We start from the raw sequence: 20,036 nt of genomic DNA on the forward strand, positions 1-20,036 counted from the left end.
TTTATTTTTTCATGTAGCGGTCCATTTCCCGTTTGGCGTCTTTTTGTTTGAGGGTTTCCCGCTTGTCGTACTCTTTCTTTCCCCGGGCGAGGGCGATGCGAAGTTTGGCAAAGCCTTTCTCGTTAAGAAAGAGACGGACGGGGACAATGGTGAGTCCCGATTCCTTGGTCTTGCGTTCGAGCTTGACAAGCTCTTTCTTTTGTAGTAAAAGTTTACGTTCGCGGCGTTCGATGTGGTTGTAGTAGGTACCTAGTTTGTACTCGGCAATGTACATACCCTTAATCCACAGTTCGCCGTTGTGGAAGTAACAGTAGGAATCCACCAACCCGGCTTTCCCGGCTCGGATGGATTTGATTTCGGTACCGGTGAGCATGATACCGGCGGTGTATTCTTCCAAGAACTCGTAGTCGAAGGATGCTCTTCTATTTTTTATATTAATGTCGTTTTGCATAGGTCTTGATGTTTAAGCGTAAATAGTGGGTATTCTGAACATAATCATCAATAGTTGCTGGATGATGATCGGGGACACGATCACGAGTAAGCCGATGATGACGATGGCGCTTTTGCGGTATTGTACGTCGAGGGCTGTCAATTGGTTCAACCCGACGTAAAGGGTACGCAGGCACAACAGGCTACATATTGCCATGAGTTGGGATATAAATCCTTCCGAGAATCCACTGGAAAGGCAGTGGAACGGGATGAAGACGGCCGAGCTGTACACGGCAAGGCGAAGGGCCATCCGGTTGGCTTCAGCCACTTTATTAGAGAGATATTCCCGGGTCACCCGGTAGGCGATGTAGCTCCCCACGACGGAGGCCATGAACAGGATGATGCCGGTTCCAATGGCGTAGAGAGGTGAGGTTGACAATAAACGTAACAATATTGCACATACAGAAGAAAGCATGGATAAAGGCACGAGGAAATTCTTGAAAAGTTCGATTCCCTCAATGTTCTCCCGGCCGATCACCTGCCATTCCGTTTCGGGGTGAAGTAGTAGTTTCCGGGGCCTTGTGAATATGCTTTTGATGTCCAATTTCTTCATAGTAACGCGAAAATACTGTTTTTTATCGAGATTAATTCATAAGGTTCGTAAAGTTTGTAAAGTTTATAAGGTCCATGGATCTTATAAACTTTACAAACTTTTACATGAAAACGTAACCATCCTGTAACAAATCTTTCATATTTTCGTTAAAATTACGTGGAACAGAGAGTCGAGTATTTGGCTGGTGAGGTGAATGAAAAGAAGTTTAATGTTTAAAACGAAAGGTGTATGGAAACTTTTTTTGCTTCAATTCCCATTCTGGTGTTAATCGTTTTGATGGGGGTATTCAAGGTGGCGGGGGATAAGAGTAGTATTATTACTTTGTTGATCACGGCTTTTTTGGCCATTTTAGCGTTTCATAGTCCGGTTCCGGACACGGTGAATTCTTTTCTTTACGGGATGTTGAAGGCGTTGGTGCCTATTCTGTTTATTATTCTGATGGCGATATACAGTTATAACGTTCTGTTACAGACGAAGAAGATCGAGGTGTTGAAACAACAGTTTTCTTCAATTTCGACGGACAAGAGTGTACAAGTGTTGTTGATCACGTGGGGATTCGGTGGATTGTTGGAAGGTATGGCGGGATTTGGGACGGCGGTAGCTATCCCGGCGGCAATTTTGATCAGTCTCGGGTTCCGGCCCGTGTTTTCAGCGTTGGTGAGTTTGATTGCCAATAGTGTACCGACGGCTTTCGGGGCGGTGGGAGTTCCGGTGATCGTGCTGGCACAGGAAACGGGGTTACCCGTGATCCCGTTAAGTACGGCGGTGGTGTTACAGTTGTCGGTGTTGATGTTGCTCGTACCTCTGGTGATCACTTTTCTGGCTGACCCAAGAATGAAAGCATTGCCGAAAAACCTGTTGTTGAGTTTGCTGGTGGGTGGGGTGTCGCTTGCGACACAATATCTTGCAGCACGTTATATCGGGGCGGAGACTCCCGCAATCGTGGGGGCGATTGCTTCTATTATCGTGATTGTTGTTATTGGTAAGTTGACGGGAAAAGGCGGGGAGAAACCGATACCGATGACGTATTCGGGAGGGGAAGTGTTCCGGGCCTGGGCGGTGTACGTGTTGATCATGGTATTGATCCTGTTCACGAGTCCCTTGTTTCCGGCGGTGCGGGAAATGCTGTCGGGGGTTTGTAGTTCCACGATGAGTTTCATGATTGGCGGGGAGGAACGGAAGTACACGATTCAGTGGCTCACGCAGGGCGGGGTGTTGTTGTTTATCGGTTCGTTTGCGGGTGGATTGATACAAGGAGGCCGGGTAAAGGATTTGCTGGTGTTGTTGTGGAGGTCTGTGGTGCAGTTGCGGAAGACGATAGTGACGGTAATTTGCCTGGTCGGTTTTTCGTCGATCATGGAGACTTCGGGGATGATCAACCAGTTGGCGGTGGCCTTATCGGCAGCCACGGGTGCCTTGTACCCGCTGTTCGCACCCACGATCGGGGCCTTGGGTACATTCCTGACGGGAAGCGACACTTCGGCGAACATCTTGTTCGGTAAGTTGCAGGCAGGGGTGGCCGGACATATCGGGGTGGACCCGAACTGGCTGTCGGCAGCAAACACGGCGGGAGCGACAGGAGGTAAGATTATCTCACCGCAAAGTATAGCGATAGCCACGTCCGCTTGTGACGAGCAGGGAAAAGAGGGGAGTATTCTAAAAGCTGCCTTGCCATACGCTCTGGTTTACGTGGTGATTACCGGGGTGGTGGTTTATATTTTTGCCTGATGAGATGTATTTCTGATTGATTTTTTGGATAGAAACTTGTAATTTTATAAGCTGTAACTTGTAACTAATTAATATAGTATGAAAATAGGATTATTTATTCCCTGTTATATTAACGCAATTTACCCGAGTGTGGGGGTGGCCTCATACAAGTTGCTGACCTCGCTGGGATTGGATGTCGATTACCCGCTGGATCAGACTTGCTGCGGGCAACCAATGGCGAATGGTGGATTCGAGAAGGATTCGACCGAGCTGGCCAAGCGGATGGAGGGATTGTTCGAGAAGTATGATTACGTGGTGGGGCCATCGGCCAGTTGCGTGGTTTTCGTGAAGGAGCATTACCCGCGGTTGTTGAACCGGGAGGAACATGCTTGTATCAGTAGTCGTATTTACGAGATTTGCGAATTCCTGCATGATGTGGTGAAGGTAGATAAGCTGAATGCCTCTTTCCCACACAAGGTAAGTATTCATAATAGTTGCCACGGGGAGAGGTTATTGCATCTTTCTTCCCCGAGCGAGTTGATGATTCCCCGTTATTCCAAGTTGCGGGATTTGTTGTCGCTGGTGAAGGACGTGGAAGTGTTCGAGCCTAAGCGGGTGGACGAGTGTTGCGGTTTCGGGGGAATGTTCTCGGTGGAGGAACCGGCGACGTCCGTGTGCATGGGACAGAATAAGGTGCATGATCATATGTCAACCGGGGCGGAATACATCACGGGAGCGGATAGTTCTTGCCTGATGCACATGGAAGGGATTATTCGCCGGGAGAAATTGCCGATAAAGACAATACACGTGGTGGAGATATTAAGTCAAGGGTTATAAACTTTATGAACTAATTTTGAAAATAACGTAAATCAAATAAATATGAGTTCACACGCTAAAGCTGCCAAGAAATTTATAGCTGACCGGGAGAGAACAGCATGGCATGATCAAGCGCTGTTTTTCGTGCGGGAGAAACGAGACCGGATGGCCCATGATGTTCCCGAATGGGAGGCGTTGCGGGAGATGGCAAGTAATATGAAACGACACACGATTGCCAATTTGCCCTATTATCTTGAAATGTTCGAGAAGAACGCCACGGCAAACGGGATTCATGTTCACTGGGCGAAAAATGCCGAGGAACATAACCGGATTGTTTACGAGATTATCCAGAAACATGGGGGAAAGAATCTCGTGAAGAGTAAGTCGATGCTGTCGGAAGAGTGCGGGTTGAGTCCTTATCTGGAGGCTAGGGGAATTGATGCCGTGGAGTCGGATTTGGGTGAACGGATTATGCAGTTCATGGGTACACCGCCAAGTCATATTGTGTTACCTGCCATTCACGTGAAACGGGAAGAGGTAGGGAAGGTGTTTGAGAAAGAGTTGCACACGGAACCGGGGAATAGCGATCCGACTTACCTGACTCACGCGGCTCGGGCTGCCTTGCGGGAGAAGTTCCTGCACGCGGATATTGCCATGACGGGTGTTAATTTTGCCGTGGCCTCGTCAGGGGCTTTTGTGGTCTGTACGAACGAGGGGAATGCTGATATGGGAACTTCTTTTCCAAAAGTACATATCGCGATCATGGGGCTTGAGAAAGTGGTGCCGGATTATGACGCGCTGGCCCTGTACGTGCGCTTGTTGGCCCGCTCTGCCACGGGACAGCCTTCAACGACGTATACGTCCCATTACAAGAAACCGGTGGAAGGGCAGGAGATGCATATCGTGATCGTGGATAACGGGCGAAGTGATATTCTGGCTTGTACGGAACACGTGAATATGTTGAAGTGTATTCGTTGCGGGTCATGTATTAACACTTGTCCCGTGTATCGTCGGACGGGGGGGTATTCTTACTCGTATTTTATACCGGGTCCCGTGGGGATTAACTTGGGTATGTTGAAGTCGCCGGAGAAGTATTCGGGGAACGTGTCAGCTTGTTCGCTTTGTTATTCCTGTTCGAATGTTTGTCCGGTGAAGATCGATCTGGCAGAGCAGATTTACAAATGGCGGCAGAATCTGGCGCCATTGCATTTAGCTGACCCGTCGAAGAAGTTGATGGTGAAGGGAATGAAGTTTATCATGAATCATCCCGGTTTGTTCTATAATGCTATTGCTGCCGGACGTGTTGCCGAGCGTATGCCTCGATTCGTGTTGTATAATTCTCTCGACGCGTGGGGTGTCGGACGGGAACTTCCGGAGTTTGCGAAGGAGACGTTTAACGAGATGTGGAAAAAGGGATTGAAAGCCGATTAATTTACGATTTATGAATGACGATTTACGATTGAAAAGGCGTCGGCTTTGTGCGGCTGGAACTAGAAAGTTAAAAGTTAAAAGATAAAAACTAAAAGTTGAAAGTCAAAAAGTGTCGGCCTTGTGCGGCTGGAATTTAAAATTAAAAATTAGAACATGGGTAGTAAAGAAGATATTTTAGCAAGGCTGAAAAAGCATGCGGTGGATCAAGTGGAACGACCGGAGATGACGTTCGAGCCGTTGACGTTTTCTGATCCGCTGGTACAGTTCGAGAAGATCATGAAGGCTGTGGGAGGAAATTGCGTGGTGTTGGAGAAAGGGCAGGACGTGAACGAGGTAATCCGGAACGTGTTCCCCGATGCCAGGTCGATCGCGTCGAATTTACCAGAAGTTACATGTGCTACGGTGAATCCCGATATGTTGGATGATCCGCGGGAATTGAACGGTACGGATGTCGGGGTGATCCGGGGTGATTTCGGGATTCTGGAAAATGGGATGGTATGGATTAACCAGCGTACCCGTTACAAGGCTCTCTTTTTTATTTCCGAGGCCTTGGTGATCCTACTTGACCGGAATCGTCTGGTGAATAATATGCATGAGGCATACAAGCAACCCGCTTTTGATGATTTTGGGTACGGTTGTTTCATTTCCGGTCCCTCGAAGACGGCCGATATTGAACAGGCACTAGTCATCGGGGCGCACGGGGCAAGAGCCGTGACGGTGATATTGGAGTAGTTTATAACGTGACGGGTATTCTTCGGACGGTATTTATCGGCAGTTCAAGCTGCCGATAAATTAAACCTATATCTTGCAAGGGATTATGAAGTTTTTCTTTATCTTTGTTTTTAGAATTATAAGAGAGGATAGACTGCGTATGAACATGGAAATTCGCAATAAAGTGGAATTTATTATTGCCATAGTGAATGAGTTCGCTAAAGCCAAGCATTTGACGGATATTCAGGCATATCGTTATTTACAAAGGTTCAAGGCTATTAGTTTTGTTAATACACATTATAACATAGCCCACACGTTGCGCATGGAAGATGTATTGGAAGATATTTCTGCTTATTGTCGACGTCAAGGAGGGGCTATCGTATGAAATTATATCATGGTTCGACCATTGACATTCGGGAGATTGACTTGTTGAAGTCCAAGCCGAATAAAGATTTTGGTAAAGGCTTTTATCTTTCTGCTGACAAAGAGCAAGCTTATGAAATGGCTTCTTATAAGGCAGCACAGTTGGATATGGATCCAATAGTTAATGTTTACGAGTTTGACGAACGGACATTGATGGATTGTTCTTTTCATGTGAAACGGTTTGATAATTATTGCGAGGAATGGGCAGAATTTGTATTTGCCAACCGTAATAGCGGGGATGGGGAAACACCGGTTCATAGCTATGATATAGTGATTGGTCCTATAGCCAATGACCGGGTTGGGTTACAGATTCGTAATTATGTGGAACATAACATTGATTTTCCCACGTTTCTTGAACGTCTGAAGTATATGAAAGGTATTACTTTTCAATATTTCTTTGGTACAGAACGGGCCATAAAATTGTTGAAAAAGTTATGAACGAGCAAGAGTATATGATAGAATGTATGGCTAAGGATTTAGTCCTTTTGCTGATGGAACGTCGTAACCTGGATATTGAAACAGCATTACATACACTGTATACTTCCGACACGTATGCTAAATTGAAGGACAAACGTACCGGTCTCTATTTTCAAAGTCCACTATATGTGTATGACTTTTTAGAGAAAGAAATACTTACGGGAGTATTCTCCTGATCCCTCTCGGGATCGTAAAGGTCGTGAACGTGGCTTATTCTTCGTCTTTTTTCTTTAATTCTTTCGAGAAGAAGAAATAGGCAACGATACACACGATTAATGGGAAAACGTAAACCAATCCCGGAGAAAAGATAGCGAAATACCACGGCATTCCCCATTCTTCATGGGCTGATATTTCTAAGGCTTTATAGCCCACGTGTACAATTCCGATCGAGAGGAATGCAACGGCGGCAATCCCGAATAATTTTTGATTTTTGGCAGCTTTTGTTTTGTCCATAGCTTGATTCGCCTATGGCGAGTTACAGGTTAATAAGTTACAAGTTACAAAATACAAGTTTGCAGGTTAGTGATAAACTTGTAACCTGCAAACCTGAAATTTGTAACTATTTTTTATAAAGGTGTTTGATTCCAACCCGGTGTCCGGCTACCGCAAAGTACAAAATGAATAGGTAGCAAGGCAACATCATCCAGTAGGCTCCTTGGTGTCCCATAGAAGCGGTTAGCGAACCGTACAACATTGGAAGTAAGGCTCCTCCGGCGATAGCCATGATAAGCAGGGCCGATCCGGTCTTCGTGTGACGTCCCAACCCGAAGATGGCAAGCGGGAAGATGGCGGGCCACATGAGTGAGTTTGCCAGACTTAACAGCGTCAGGCACCAGATGGAGATCTCTCCCGGCAACATGACGGTACAGATTCCGAGGATAACTCCTAGGGCAGCACAGCAAGCAAGGGCTTTTTCCTGACTGATGTATTTCGGAATGGCGATGATTCCGATGATGTAACCGACAATCATGGCGATCATACCGTAAGTCGGGAATATCCGGGCGGTATCCATGTCCATTTTCATGGATTGGGCATAACCAATGATCGTGTCAATAGCAATCACTTCAACTCCCACGTACAGGAACAGGGTCACAATTCCGATCCAGAGGTGGGGAAAACTGAATATACTTGATTTCCCGCTGTGTTGCAAGCTACCTTCTTCTTCTTCCGGATCCTCGATTTGGGGAAGCGGGGAGAAACGAACGAATAGTGCCAGTACAACGAGCGATACCATGATCACGACGTAGGGTACGATGGATTTGGAGGCCAAGATGTTGAGTTCCGCAGCTTTTTGAATGGCATCCATTGTTTGTAATTTTGCCTCAAGTAAGTCGATGTCTTTCAGCATGATTGATCCGAGGATCAGCGGGCTGATAGCTCCGGCCACCTTGTTACAGATACCCATGATGCTCACGCGCTGGGCGGCACTCTCGGCGGGGCCAAGCTCGATTACGTAAGGGTTAGAAGCTGTCTGAAGTACGGATAGTCCCGTACCCATGATGAATAACCCAAGCAGGAATAACCCGTAGGTGCGAGTCATGGCGGCCGGGATGAACAGTAATGCACCGACGGCCATTACGAGAAGGCCAAGCATCATACCGTTCTTGTATCCTGTTTTCCGCAGTACCCAGGATGAGGGCAGTGCCATGACAAAGTAGGCAATGTAGAACGCGAAGGTCACAAGGTACCCTTGCCATTCATGTTGCAGCTCGCAGGCGATTTTAAGATAAGGGATCAAGGTGGCGTTCAACCACGTGACGAACCCGAAGATAAAGAAGAGGATACCGATAATGATAATCCCCATACTGTAAGAATTTTTCTTTTGTTCCATCATCTTTTCGTTAAAATATACATAAACACGTAAACACTTTCAAGAATCTACAAAGTTATTAATTTTTGATAATGATGAATGAAATTGGGAAAAATTATTCGTGCGGCCGCAGGGAAGGTGTATATAGAGACCGGAGTACAGTGATAAGTTCCTGTACCCCGGTCATCCAAACTAGAAATAGTAATCAATAATCAACTTATTATTAGAAATGTTTTATCTGGCTTTACGTTTCGTGTTAAGGTTTTTTGAGAGAGAGTTTCCGGTATTTGTCGAATGTACTCTGGATGTACTTCTTTTCCTGACTGTCGGGTAAATTCGGGATGACTTTTTCCCCGATGGCGGCTAGACGGGAATAGTTGTCCTTACTCATGGTGTCTTGCAGGGACATCAAGATAATCGGGTATTCCTGTAAATCACTCGCTGTGAGAGAGGCTTGCCTGTTTTCCATGGAGGCGATAACTAAGTCTGTTAATTTACGGCCTGTTTCCTGAAATTGGGGTTGAGCATCAGCGTCTTTTGTTTGCCAGCGTATTGCCCTGTAAGCGAAAATGTACATTTTTAGTTCTTGTGTGCCGGCTGTTGGTATCTTTGATTCGATAACGGAGGCCAGTGTTTTAACATTGCGGTCCGATACCATCTCGGCGAGAGGTAACATCGTGTTTAATGATTGCTGTTGTTTGATGTTTAGTCCCGGGATTTGTTGTTTTAACAGGCTTACCGGAACAGCATCTTTTTTTTGATAACCAAGGATATAATCCTCCAGTATTTTGCAGTATTTACGGAATAGGTAATTGTCAACTTTTTCCGTTCCCACGTTTTCCCGGATGGAGGGTAGATTTGCCAACAGGAAGTCGAATACCGGGGAACCGATTTGGCAACTTTCATCTTCATAGATCGGCCAGAATTCTTTTTTTACCTTGTCTTTGTCTGTCAGGCGGGAGAGTAGTTTGTTATATACTTTTCCGGCTTTTTCATCCTCTCCGGCTTCGGACAAGATTTCCTTGTAGGTCATTAATTCCTGTTTGTTCATTTTGCCTCTTTCATACCGGTCGCTCAGGTAGGGGAGGGATGTTTTTTCATTTAGTCCTCTCTCTACCCGTTGAATGAAAGTTTCCAGCTCATCACCACCAACTACTCTGTGCTGTATGGTTCCGTCAGGTCGGAAGATGATGAAAGTCGGGTAAGCGTGTACCTCGAATTTGTTGGCCAACTCTTTGCCTTCTCCTTTTTCCATGTCATATTTCACGCAGACAAAACGGGAATTGAAGTAGTCGCCGGCTGCTTTTTGTGGGAACACGTTGTTGGTCATGTTTTTGCATGGCCCGCACCAAGAGGTGTAGCAGTCCATGAATACCATCTTTTTCTCGGCTTTGGCTTGTGCTAATGCCTCGTTAAATGTTAGGTCCCGAAAATTGACACCATCTTGTGCGAACGCTACATATTGCACTAAAATGCAGGTAATAAATAGGTATATTGTTTTCATTCTGATACTTGTTTTAGATGTTACATTTTGTTTCCAGTGTTGTTTCAAGTTCCCCGCTGTTGTGTCCTGAGAATATGATTTTGCCTTCCGGGTCAATGACCAAGAAAGTAGGAATACTTGTTAAATTATAGGCATCACGGGTATTTTTACTTAGTTCCGGGGTAGCGAGGTATTGATTCCAGGGTAATTTCTCTTCCCCAAGGGCCTTTTGCCAGTCCTTTTCATTTTTATCTACCGACAGGCTGATAAAGGTCACTTTTTCCCCGTATGTTTTGTACATTTCCCGCAAGTGGGGAAAGCTGGCACGACATGGCCCACACCAAGATGCCCAGAAATCGATTACCGTGTAGCGGTCTTTTTTCAGTTGGGAAAGAAGCGATTCCTTTTTCCCGTCCGGAGTAATTATTTCTCCTTCTTGTAACGCTTTACCTTGCACGAATACTTTGGCTTTTTGCAGGTCTTGACGGAATTGTTTCAGCGCGGCACAGGTGTCCTGATAAGAGACGAATAGCTCTGCCAATTCATCCAAATAGGTTTGGTCGTAAGTAAACGGCTCTTTTTTCAGTTGTTCCGCGAGGTGAAGGTTTACGGCTAGATTCCGGTTGTTTTTAATGAATTCCTTGGTTAAGTTTTCCAATTTTATTTGTTGTTCCTGTAACGTCTTAAAATCTTCTATACGTGAGTTCTCCATGTAAGCCCGGTCAAGTGTCCGGATATTGTGGCGCAGGGGAATGGTTTGTTGCTGATACCGGGAAAAAATGTCTTGTGTGGTGGAACCTTTCAGCATGTAGTTCTTTTCTTTACGGATGTCATAGCGCCAGAAAGATTCCGGTAAGCTGTCGATGTGAGGAGTTTGAAATGTTAGTTCCCCGTTTTCCACGAAAAAGTCGATTTCCGCATATTTCGTCAGATTCTCGTTTCGTAACCCTTTCCGGTCGATGATATCCTGATTGTTCATGCTCAAACGACAATATACGGGTTCATGGGCCTTCCCTTGGAGTTCAAATTTCCCGTTAATAACATATCCCGTGGCAATTCTGTTATTATATCTCCCGTTAGGGGCTAAAATAATTTCCGTGCTATCCATGGCTCCCGGAATCGTTCCGCGAATCACGAAATGATCCATCGGCTTATAGTTACAGGCTACGATTGTCGCGAGTAATATAAATAGTGATAAATATCTCATAACTTGTGATTTAAATTGTAATACGACGTTTTTTTTGAAAATGGAGAAATCCCTTTTTTGTCATTCTCCATTTTCTATTTTCAATTATTTTGTGCGTCCCGTACGCAGCGAATTCGCATGAGTTTATCCAAAGGTGTCGTTCCCCGGTAAACGGTAGAATAAGAATAAAATAATTTGCGGAAATAAACGGTTGTTTCTTCCAGGCCGTTGTTTTTCTTTTCGGTTGCCGTCCAGTAATATCCGGATTCTTCCACGCTATTTAGATATAAAGACGGGGAATAGGGACCTGTTAAGCAGGCACACCCGCAGATTTGTAATGCCATACCCAAACCTTCTGTTCCTTGACGGAGTAAGGTTGCTTGGTGATTTCCTCGCCATCCTTCCTCGCCGACTTCTTTTGTTGACATACCTAATGCGATTTCAAGATTCTGCCAATCTTCGTCGGTAGGCAGTCGCCATCCTTCCGGACAGACTTCTAATGCTTCTTCCCAAGTATACAGGTTACCGTATTTTTTATAATCGGATTCGAAATCAAAATCGGCATACCATGAAACAACACTCCGGGGATTTCCATAATTATCCATCAGGGGACCTCCATATTCATTTTCATAATACGGGCTACCGTATTTTAAATTTGAGGTCATCCAATCTAAATTTCCCAGACGAATCCATCCGTAAGTGGTGTTATCTCGACTATCGGTCCATTCACCGGAATCTTTGGGCGAGATTTTGGGTAAGTTATCATCATCATTACAAGAAATGACTATACCCCACAGCATACATATATAAATCAAGTATTTTTTCATAACATCTTAGAATTGAATGTTGGTTGCGTCAACCAATGGTTTGATTATTTCATACTTTTTCATCACTGCCTCGTAACTGCCATAGCGACTGCGGAATTCTTCATCTGTTATGGTCAAACAGGCTTTGATGTAGGAAATTGCGTCTTCTTCTGTTGTCGGAGTCTTGGTTTCATTGGTATTCTCCAAGAATCCGACTTCGTAGAATAATTCAATATCCTCATCCCCTAAACCATACGGGAAATCATAATACGCTTTGTCATCATTGTAATATACCCAGTAGGGACGTTTTCTTGTTACATTGAAGAATTCTTCAGCTAGACCACCGTAATAATAGTAACTCGGGTCGCCTCCCCAACTGGCAAGAATGATGTTGTAACAGATGGATTGAGCGTATGTTGTTTTATCAATACCTTCTTTCCATAGAGAGCTGACATTTAAGGCCAGACAACGCATGTTCGAATAGCTTGACGGGGAAGATTGATATTGATAGACGCCTGATTTTTCGTCATATTGATCAATTTTGTTCACGGCAAGAATAGAATAGGGTAAAATATTTTGCACGTAAGGAATCAGATAAGTTTGTAAAAAGTCCGCTGTTTGTTGTTTTTGGTTTTGTGTCTCTAAATAATCGAAAATAAATCGTGAACCCTGCACGCTTGTCATCGACCATTCCAGACCGATTAATTCTGTTTCGTAATAGGGGTTACCGTAGGCGTCCAGTCCCTTGTATTCATGTCTTAGTGTATCGTTGAACAGGAGATAGCATCCGGTGTTTTCATAAAAACTCCGTCGCAAAACAGATTCTTCGTCCGTGGCTTTGGGGTCCGGGGCAAAAGGATCACGGGTTCCACTAAGTGTTAAGTTATCTTCTTTCTGACAAGCTGTTATGCTTAGTAGGATGGCAAATAGCCATAAATATATTTTGTTCTTCATATTCGTCTGTTTTATACATACTTTTTTATATCTATTCTTGAACGGGTGGAGTTACATCATCCGGTTCTTCGGGTGTGTAATCTGTGCTTGTTCGAGTGGGACGATGATTTGTTCCCAAGTTATTTTGGAAGTCCAGAACTTCTTTGGGTAAGGCTAACGTGTAAGCCGGATCATTGGTTTCAAGCATGTAACGTTTCGTGTACAGCGGACCGTTGTAATCAAAGCTCGTGTAATAGTGGGTAATCGTTTTCGAGTAAGGATATTTTTCACATACCAGATAGCGACGCAGATCGTACCAGCGATGTCCTTCCAGGCAAAGCTCACATTGGCGCTCTTCCCGGATCAGGGTTACCAATGATTCCCCGCTTTCTGTGGGCATTGTGCTGTTTATTAGTCGTTTATCCCGTAATGCTTTCAACAGGGTTCTGGCTGTTCCCTCTTCTCCCATGTAGGCCGCGGCCTCGGCGGCATTTAAATACGCTTCTGCAGTTCTGAACAAGAACTGATCGGAAACTTCTTTGTAGCCTAAATTTTCCCATCCGGCAACTTTTTTGAATACCCAGGCGTTCATGTAACCTGTGAAATTCCATCCGCCACCGATGATGTCTTTCATGATATAGTATTGCATCCTCAAATCATTTTCCCCTTCCCTGAAAGCGGAGACAAGATCGTCAGAGATCGTGTATACCGGGCAAGCCACCCATTTGCCGTAACTGAATCTGCGTTGTTGGTAGATGGAAGAGGCTAACAGGTGTCCACCCATGGAAAATATGGTTTCCGGGGAAGATTTGGTTAACACGTCTCCGCTCTCGGAAGATAAGGTGTTTAAATCTAGTAGATTATCATTTTTTGCCAGTGCTTTTTGAGCATATTCATAAGCTTTTTTCCAATTTTGCATGTACAGGTATGTCCGACTTTTCAACAAATACACGGCGGTAATGTCGGCTCGGTAGGGACGATTTTTAATTGTAGTATTGATCAAACACGTGTCGGCTTCATCCAGATCTTTTAAAATTTGATTGTATGTTTCGCCCACGGTGTTTGTCGTGTATTCTTTGTCTTCCACGACGGGGCTTAGTTTTATGGGAATACTTGGTGCTGATAGATTTTCCGGGGAATAAGGTTTCCCGTACATATTTACCAGCGTGAAGTAGTATAAGGCTCTTAAAAAATGGGCCTCTCCCTTGATTCTGCTTTTTTCCAATTTCTGTTCTTCGTTTGCAGCGTGTTGTTCGTCAATGGCGTCTATGACCATGTTACAGATGTTTATACAGTGATAAGCTTTGTTCCAGTCTTCATCTTCTGCGTTACGAGAACTGCCTTCTGCATTTAAACCGACGTCCTGTTGCCACGTGTGCCAGCCGAACATTTCGTCTTGAACACCGTTAATATCTCCCCGGTCATCCCAGCTGAATACGGTTAACTCGTCAGACATATAATGAGCAGTTTGGAAATATTTATTTTCAACTTGTAGCATACTGTTGGCACTCCAGATTCTTCCCACCGGCAGGTAAGCCTCTCCTAACAGGACTTCATCCAAATCAGTGTAACTTTCCACCTTGGAAAGATCCTGAGAATATTCTTCCAAGAAACTGGAACAGGAGCCAAGTAATAAAGTTATACAAAATATACCTAATATCTTTTTCATATCTCAATAGCTTTAAAATGAAACGGTTAATCCAAATGAATAATTGGGTCGGTCACTTAATTGTATGGTGGCAAAACCGCTTTGGGTTGGTGTTTGGCCTTTTAACTTGGAAGAGCAAATCGTGAATAGGTTGGCTCCCGATAAAGTTAAGGCAAGACGAGATAGATTTAATTTCTTCAAGATAGGGTCTGCAAATTCATACGTGACGCTTAGATTGGAACATTTCAAGTAATTCCCGCTTACAACCCGGTGATCCCCGTAATCATACATATTCCACACGGAATTGGCAATGGTTTGTATATCTGAATAATCAGATTTGTCGCTCCAATGACGATTGTATTTCCAGTACGCATCACTTCCTTGGCTAATAATTGCCGGTATGTCTGTATGAAGTTCATCCCCGGACTTTTTCCAGCGTTTTAGGTAATCTTTGCTGACGTTATTTTCTGCCCGGATTTCGTCGGCACTCATTGTCGCGTCGGCCTTGGGGGAATACATGGCGAATAAACGGATTTTATTACCCATGCTGTAAGCAAAAGAACCGCTCAGACGAATATTTTTCCAGCGAACACTTGTGTTCAAACTACCGGAAATTGTCGGTTCTCGATTGCCGGATGCTTTCAAGACACGAGTATAAGTGTCGTATTTGCTTAACCCGCGAAGTTCTTCTTTGTTGTCTTCTCCGTCATCGAAAATGGGGCCTCCGTCAACAGGGCTTAATCCCATGAATTTGTAAGAGTAGAATGTTCCGATGGCTTTTCCCTTTACCAGTGCGGTTCCTTCCAGGAAATTGTTAAGTTCGTATTGGTTGGCATCCGGATCACTTTCCATTTTGTTGAACGTCTTGGAGAATGAAGTGGATAATGTCCAGCGAAAATCCTTCGTGTTGATCGGTGATACGGTTAAAGCCACGCTATAACCGCTGTTGTCCACGTCACCCCCGTTTACGACGTAGGAGTTTCCATCCACCCCGTTCATGGATGCAATCTTTTTGGTCATGAAGGCATCTTCCGTGTGTTTCCAGTAATAGGAACCCTCGATTTGTAATTTATTTTTAAATAAAGAGAATTCCAATCCTAAGTTATATGATCGGGTGGTTTCCCATTTTAAGTCTGGGTTCGGGTAACGTTCCACGGTGGCAACATTCTCGTTATAATATGCGTTTGTCGGTTTTTTGGAAATAATCATTAGCGGAGTCTGGTCACTCAACATATTTCCTTGATACCCGAAAGAGGCTTTTACCCGTAGAAAGTCGATCCATGAAAATTGTTGAATCCATTCATGTTCTGATAAATTCCACATGGCAGAGGCAGACCAGATGGGTAATAATTTGTCATTACTTTGATCCCCGAAACCGTTAGAGCCGTCAACACGTGCATTTGCATTTACCGTGAAGAAGTTGAAATAACTATAAGATACGGATGCATAGAACGAAATCGTGTTACTTATCTCGTTTGTGATTGTCGGGACATTACCGGCTAACCAAGTTCCGTAATCCGGGTAGTCGCTCAGACTGATATTGTCCACGAAACTCATTCCCCGGTCTTTGAAATACCCGCGGGTGACATTGCCATATCCTTTGTAATGTGAAGAACTCATTTCGAAACCGACAGAGCCATTAATATTGTGTTTGTCATTAGCACCAAAATATTTGTTGGCATTTAATTGCAGGCGGATCGTGTAAGAGTTATTATTTGATTCTTTCCGGCTGAGTTCGCCCCCGTATGGTAGTTCGCTACTACCTCCTTCACTAACATATTCCTCGTAATAATCATCCCAGACTTCGGTGTAAGGCTTGGGTAAAATCCCGTATTCTGTTCCTCTCAATAATGCTGCGTGAAAGGTTTTCTCTCCCCACCAGCCCTCGATTGTCGTGTGGGAGGTTGAGTAAGAGGCGATGGCATTGGCATTTAGCCAGCTGTTGAATTTGAATTGTAAATTCGCGTTCACCGTCAGCCCGGCTCCTTCTTGTCCGTAAGAACTGTTATCCAGTTCGTTCAGTATGTTGTAATTGAAATATTCCCAGTTACTATATTTTCTCTCGTAATAGGCGTATTCTCCGTTATCCTCGAAAGCGGGGATTGCCCGACTTGTTTTGTAGGCGTATTGCATGGGGGCGATTTCTTCCTGATAATAATCACGAGAGGATACGTTTCCATTCATGCTTAACGAGGCTGTTAACCACGGGGTTAGATTTGCATCAAGGTTTAAGGCTGCCGTGTAGCGTTCGTTGTGGTCTTTCCAGATTACGTCATTATCTCGGTTGTAGCCGATAGAGGCATAATACCGGGCCTCTTCCGAACCTCCGGAAATACTGATTGTGTGTTGGTGGGATAAACTGTTGCGCATCAGCAAGTCAAACCAATCCGTGTTGACGGTTTCCAAACGGGCCACTTCCTTGTCAAATTCCGGTATCGTCAGTTCATGGTTGTATAATTTATTTATAAGTCCCTCGTAGCCCACCATGGACATATCACTGGGAAATTGGTAGTGATTGGCAACTAATTCTCTAGAGAACTGGATGCGTTCTTTTGAGTTCATGACATTGATCTGGCGATCGGAGTAACTTGGGCGTTGTCGTAGGGTCATGGTCATGGCGTAAGTAACAATCGGGCGACCGATACGTCCTTTTTTAGTCGTGATTACAATAACCCCGTTTGCCGCTTTCGTCCCGTAGAGAGCCGTTGCCGCGGCGTCTTTTAATACGTCTATACGCTCAATATCTTGTGGGTTAATCCCCGCGATGGCATTCCCGATACGGTTGATGTAGTCCGGGTCATTTAATTCTTCGGGGGAGATCGGAACGGGATCTTGTACGACAATTCCGTCCACCACCCATAACGGTTCACGGTTTCCGATCAAGGTGGATGTACCGCGAATACGTAGCTTTGGAACGACACCGACTTCACCGGAATTACTCATGACCATCATGTCTGGTACTCGTCCTTGCAGCATCTGGTCTATGGATGAAGTTCCGGGGATCATTAGTTCATCCATGTTGAATGAGTTGACTGCGCTTGTATTTTTCCGGCGGTCAACTACTTGATAACCGGTGACAACCACCTCGTCCATTTCTTGGGAATCTTCTTCCATGACGATAATTAAATCTTTTTCTCCTTTGTAGGAAATGGTTCGAGTCTTCATTCCAACGAAAGAGACAATCAGTTCAATGTCGGCATCTTTAGACGGAGCGATAATAAAACGTCCGTCTTTATCCGTGGCGACTCCTATTGTTGTCCCTTTGATGAGAACGGTAACCCCGGGGAGTGGCATCTTATTTTTATCTGTAACAGTGCCTCGGATTTGAAGAGGATTACTCGTGTCGGTTTGTTTCGCCGGACGGATGATGATCGTGTTATTGTCAAATCGATACGTGAATTCTTTCTGTAACATCTGGTTCAGAACATCGGTAAGTTTCATTTTTAATTGAGGCATCTGTACCATTTTTCGGATGTTCAGTTCATTTTCACTGTAAAAAATATCATATTTCAGTTGTTGCGTGATGAGGTCAAATACTTGTTCCATCATCATTTGTCGTGTTGTAAATGTAACACTGTCTCCTTGGGTCAATGGGTCTGCTTTACAGGTCTGGTAACCTGTAAACAAACTTAGTGCAATGAATGTGACAAGCATGACCCCTTTTTTTAACTTTTCTTGTAGATAAAAAAATGTGATCTGACTCTTTTTTTCCATAATTTTGTAATTAAATTAATATTAGCCTTTTATTTTGCCGACTGCAAAATGGAAAATAAAAGGTGGTATTGATAAGGGAATGGGTTATTTCGGAACTCATTCCTTTTGTTTTTCTGTTTTCTTTACGGTGATCGTTCTGCCATCAATGTCAAATGTAATATTTGTTGTTTCTTCCAGATATTTTAATGTTTTTTCCAACGGGTAATGTTTATTAATAACTCCCCGGAAATGCATATCCCTGATTTCTTCTTGTTGGTAATGCATTTGGAAATCGTACCATCGTTCCAATTTTCTCACGATGTCTTCAAAACGGTAACCTTTAAAGTAGAATTTCCCGTCAAGCCATGAGGTGTAGAGTTCGGTTTCAACTGTTTTTATCTCGATCTCTCCCGTGTTGTTGTTTCGTGAATATTGTTCGGATGGTTGTAATATTTTTTCTTCATGATCAGCTATTTGTATGGCCACTTTCCCCTGTACTAAGGTTACTTGCCAGCTTGGATCTTCCGGGTAGGCTGAAACATTGAAACGGGTACCCAATACGGTAACTTTCTTGTCACCCGTGTGAACAATGAAAGGTGAATGTTCATTTTTTTTGATGTCGAAAAATGCCTCCCCTTCAAGATAAACTTCCCGACAGGCGGAGGTAAATTGAACCGGGAATTTTAACGTGGATTCCGAGTTTAGCCATACGGTTGATCCGTCTGCCAGCTTTAAAGAGAATTCTCCACCTTTCGGAATAATCAGTTGATTGTATTCGGTGGGGAGGTTTTCTTCCCCGAGAGAATCAATATTATAATATAGGGCATTACTTACAGAATCTTTCGAGATTTTTACTCCTAGATCTTTTATAGAGATATTTTGTTCCATATTTTCAAGGTAGAAATGTTCCCCCGTTGCCAGTATTAATTTTGCTTTAGGTGGAACGGACCGAATGTCTGTGTGATCGGTATCAGATGTATCGGATTGTTGAAAATACCATAAGTAAGAACCCAAGGATAATGCCAGCATGAAAACAGCTGCGTATTTAAAAATACGAAGTTTTAATGATGGCTTGGAATACCCTTTACATCTTGATTGTACGTTTTTCCATGCGGAATTAACCTCGTCATTTTCATTCTGCAAGGAATAAAAAGCTCTTCTGATCAGAAAGTATATTTGTTTATTCATGTTTTTCCAGTTTCATTTCGTTTAAGGGGATCGAAACCGGAAAATGGGTGACCCTAAAATGAAATATTTTTCATCTTTTTTTCAAGTAGCTATTAATCAATAATAAAAGGTAAGCTCTGTCGTCTAATTTTTCTCTGAATTTACGGTAAGCTTTTGATAAATGAGTTTTTACCGTGTTAACGGATATATTCAGTTCCTCTGCGATGTCTTTATACTTTTTACCATCAATGCAATTCATGATAAAAACAATTCTACATTGTTCGGGAAGTTCTTGCAGGATCTTTTTCGCTTTTTCTAATTTCACGACCTCTTCTTCTGAATATTCCGATTCTTGTAGATAAGTGATGAATTCGGCAAGACGGGGAAAATGAGTGCGTTCCATCAATTGTTTTTTCAGGTAATGTAGCGCTCCGTGTCGCACGGTAGAATAGAGGTAAGTCTGGATTGTTGTTTTGATTTCTAATGTTTTACGATTATTCCATAAATATACGAAAGCATCTTGGACAATATCTTCACTGATTTGTTTATCTATCACGATTCCTTGGCAGTAACCACGTAACGGGGCATAGTAATTTTTAAAGAGTTGCTCGAAAGCTCTTGTGTTTCCTTTAAAAATTTCACCATAATCCATTGTACTCGTGTCTTTTTTTGCCTCCATATCAGTTTGTTCTCATTCAGTTCA

The 20,036-nt window shown here is 43.8% G+C and carries 19 protein-coding genes; 7 read left to right on the forward strand and 12 right to left on the reverse strand.

Annotation, left to right across the window (positions count from 1 at the left end; all coding sequences use genetic code 11):
- Position 1 precedes the first annotated feature (1 nt).
- Both smpB and I2I33_RS12360 read right to left on the reverse strand, forming a co-directional pair.
- Complete coding sequence (gene smpB, locus I2I33_RS12355; protein ID WP_087422142.1) at positions 2–451, reverse strand: SsrA-binding protein SmpB; 450 nt, start codon at positions 449–451, stop codon at positions 2–4.
- A 12-nt stretch (positions 452–463) separates the two neighbouring features.
- Complete coding sequence (locus I2I33_RS12360) at positions 464–1,042, reverse strand: hypothetical protein (RefSeq protein ID WP_087422143.1); 579 nt, start codon at positions 1,040–1,042, stop codon at positions 464–466.
- 228 nt (positions 1,043–1,270) lie between these two features.
- On the opposite strand from I2I33_RS12360, the gene I2I33_RS12365 reads away from it, so the two are divergent.
- From I2I33_RS12365 to I2I33_RS12395, 7 genes are all read left to right on the forward strand, one after another.
- Positions 1,271–2,770, forward strand: coding sequence for an L-lactate permease (locus I2I33_RS12365; RefSeq protein ID WP_087422144.1), 1,500 nt, complete (start codon positions 1,271–1,273; stop codon positions 2,768–2,770).
- A 78-nt stretch (positions 2,771–2,848) separates the two neighbouring features.
- Positions 2,849–3,586 (forward strand): (Fe-S)-binding protein, encoded by a 738-nt coding sequence (locus tag I2I33_RS12370; protein WP_087422145.1) that lies wholly within the window; start codon positions 2,849–2,851, stop codon positions 3,584–3,586.
- Between the two features lie 42 nt (positions 3,587–3,628).
- Positions 3,629–4,996, forward strand: coding sequence for a lactate utilization protein B (locus I2I33_RS12375; RefSeq protein ID WP_087422146.1), 1,368 nt, complete (start codon positions 3,629–3,631; stop codon positions 4,994–4,996).
- 153 nt (positions 4,997–5,149) lie between these two features.
- Complete coding sequence (locus I2I33_RS12380) at positions 5,150–5,728, forward strand: lactate utilization protein C (protein ID WP_087422147.1); 579 nt, start codon at positions 5,150–5,152, stop codon at positions 5,726–5,728.
- Between the two features lie 139 nt (positions 5,729–5,867).
- On the forward strand, positions 5,868–6,092 hold the full coding sequence (locus I2I33_RS12385) for a DUF3791 domain-containing protein (protein ID WP_087422250.1): 225 nt from the start codon (positions 5,868–5,870) through the stop codon (positions 6,090–6,092).
- Positions 6,089–6,568 carry a DUF3990 domain-containing protein gene (locus I2I33_RS12390; RefSeq protein WP_087422148.1) on the forward strand — a complete coding sequence of 160 codons (480 nt, stop codon included), beginning with the start codon at positions 6,089–6,091 and terminating at the stop codon, positions 6,566–6,568. Before I2I33_RS12385 ends, I2I33_RS12390 begins: the two co-directional genes overlap by 4 nt.
- Complete coding sequence (locus I2I33_RS12395) at positions 6,565–6,783, forward strand: hypothetical protein (RefSeq protein ID WP_087422149.1); 219 nt, start codon at positions 6,565–6,567, stop codon at positions 6,781–6,783. The genes I2I33_RS12390 and I2I33_RS12395 overlap by 4 nt, the downstream gene beginning before the upstream one ends.
- Before the next feature lie 34 nt (positions 6,784–6,817).
- Here the strand turns inward: I2I33_RS12395 and I2I33_RS12400 are convergent, their stop codons facing one another.
- The 10 genes from I2I33_RS12400 to I2I33_RS12445 form a co-directional block, all read right to left on the reverse strand.
- Positions 6,818–7,060: a hypothetical protein gene (locus tag I2I33_RS12400; protein ID WP_087422150.1), complete on the reverse strand. Its 243-nt coding sequence runs from the start codon at positions 7,058–7,060 to the stop codon at positions 6,818–6,820.
- Between the two features lie 106 nt (positions 7,061–7,166).
- Entirely contained in the window at positions 7,167–8,438 is a 1,272-nt protein-coding gene (locus I2I33_RS12405; RefSeq protein WP_229128289.1) for a sugar MFS transporter, read from the reverse strand.
- Between the two features lie 235 nt (positions 8,439–8,673).
- Complete coding sequence (locus I2I33_RS12410; protein WP_087422151.1) at positions 8,674–9,921, reverse strand: thioredoxin family protein; 1,248 nt, start codon at positions 9,919–9,921, stop codon at positions 8,674–8,676.
- A 13-nt stretch (positions 9,922–9,934) separates the two neighbouring features.
- Positions 9,935–11,107, reverse strand: coding sequence for a TlpA disulfide reductase family protein (locus tag I2I33_RS12415; protein ID WP_087422152.1), 1,173 nt, complete (start codon positions 11,105–11,107; stop codon positions 9,935–9,937).
- Between the two features lie 80 nt (positions 11,108–11,187).
- A complete protein-coding gene (locus tag I2I33_RS12420; protein WP_087422153.1) occupies positions 11,188–11,913 on the reverse strand; it encodes a fibrobacter succinogenes major paralogous domain-containing protein in 726 nt (241 codons plus the stop codon).
- A gap of 6 nt (positions 11,914–11,919) precedes the next feature.
- Entirely contained in the window at positions 11,920–12,846 is a 927-nt protein-coding gene (locus I2I33_RS12425; RefSeq protein WP_087422154.1) for a hypothetical protein, read from the reverse strand.
- A gap of 31 nt (positions 12,847–12,877) precedes the next feature.
- Positions 12,878–14,494, reverse strand: a complete 1,617-nt coding sequence (locus I2I33_RS12430; RefSeq protein WP_087422155.1) for a RagB/SusD family nutrient uptake outer membrane protein — start codon at positions 14,492–14,494, stop codon at positions 12,878–12,880.
- Positions 14,495–14,506: 12 nt separating this feature from the next.
- The gene (locus I2I33_RS12435) at positions 14,507–18,187 is read right to left on the reverse strand and encodes a SusC/RagA family TonB-linked outer membrane protein (protein WP_229128290.1); all 3,681 of its coding nucleotides are present in this window, start codon (positions 18,185–18,187) and stop codon (positions 14,507–14,509) included.
- A 96-nt stretch (positions 18,188–18,283) separates the two neighbouring features.
- Positions 18,284–19,354 carry a FecR family protein gene (locus tag I2I33_RS12440; protein ID WP_087422156.1) on the reverse strand — a complete coding sequence of 357 codons (1,071 nt, stop codon included), beginning with the start codon at positions 19,352–19,354 and terminating at the stop codon, positions 18,284–18,286.
- A 70-nt stretch (positions 19,355–19,424) separates the two neighbouring features.
- Positions 19,425–20,012: an RNA polymerase sigma-70 factor gene (locus I2I33_RS12445; protein ID WP_087422157.1), complete on the reverse strand. Its 588-nt coding sequence runs from the start codon at positions 20,010–20,012 to the stop codon at positions 19,425–19,427.
- Between the last annotated feature and the right edge of the window lie 24 nt (positions 20,013–20,036).

This window comes from Butyricimonas sp. BSD2780061689_150309_C8 (assembly GCF_015560935.1).
Lineage (GTDB): Bacteria > Bacteroidota > Bacteroidia > Bacteroidales > Marinifilaceae > Butyricimonas > Butyricimonas paravirosa.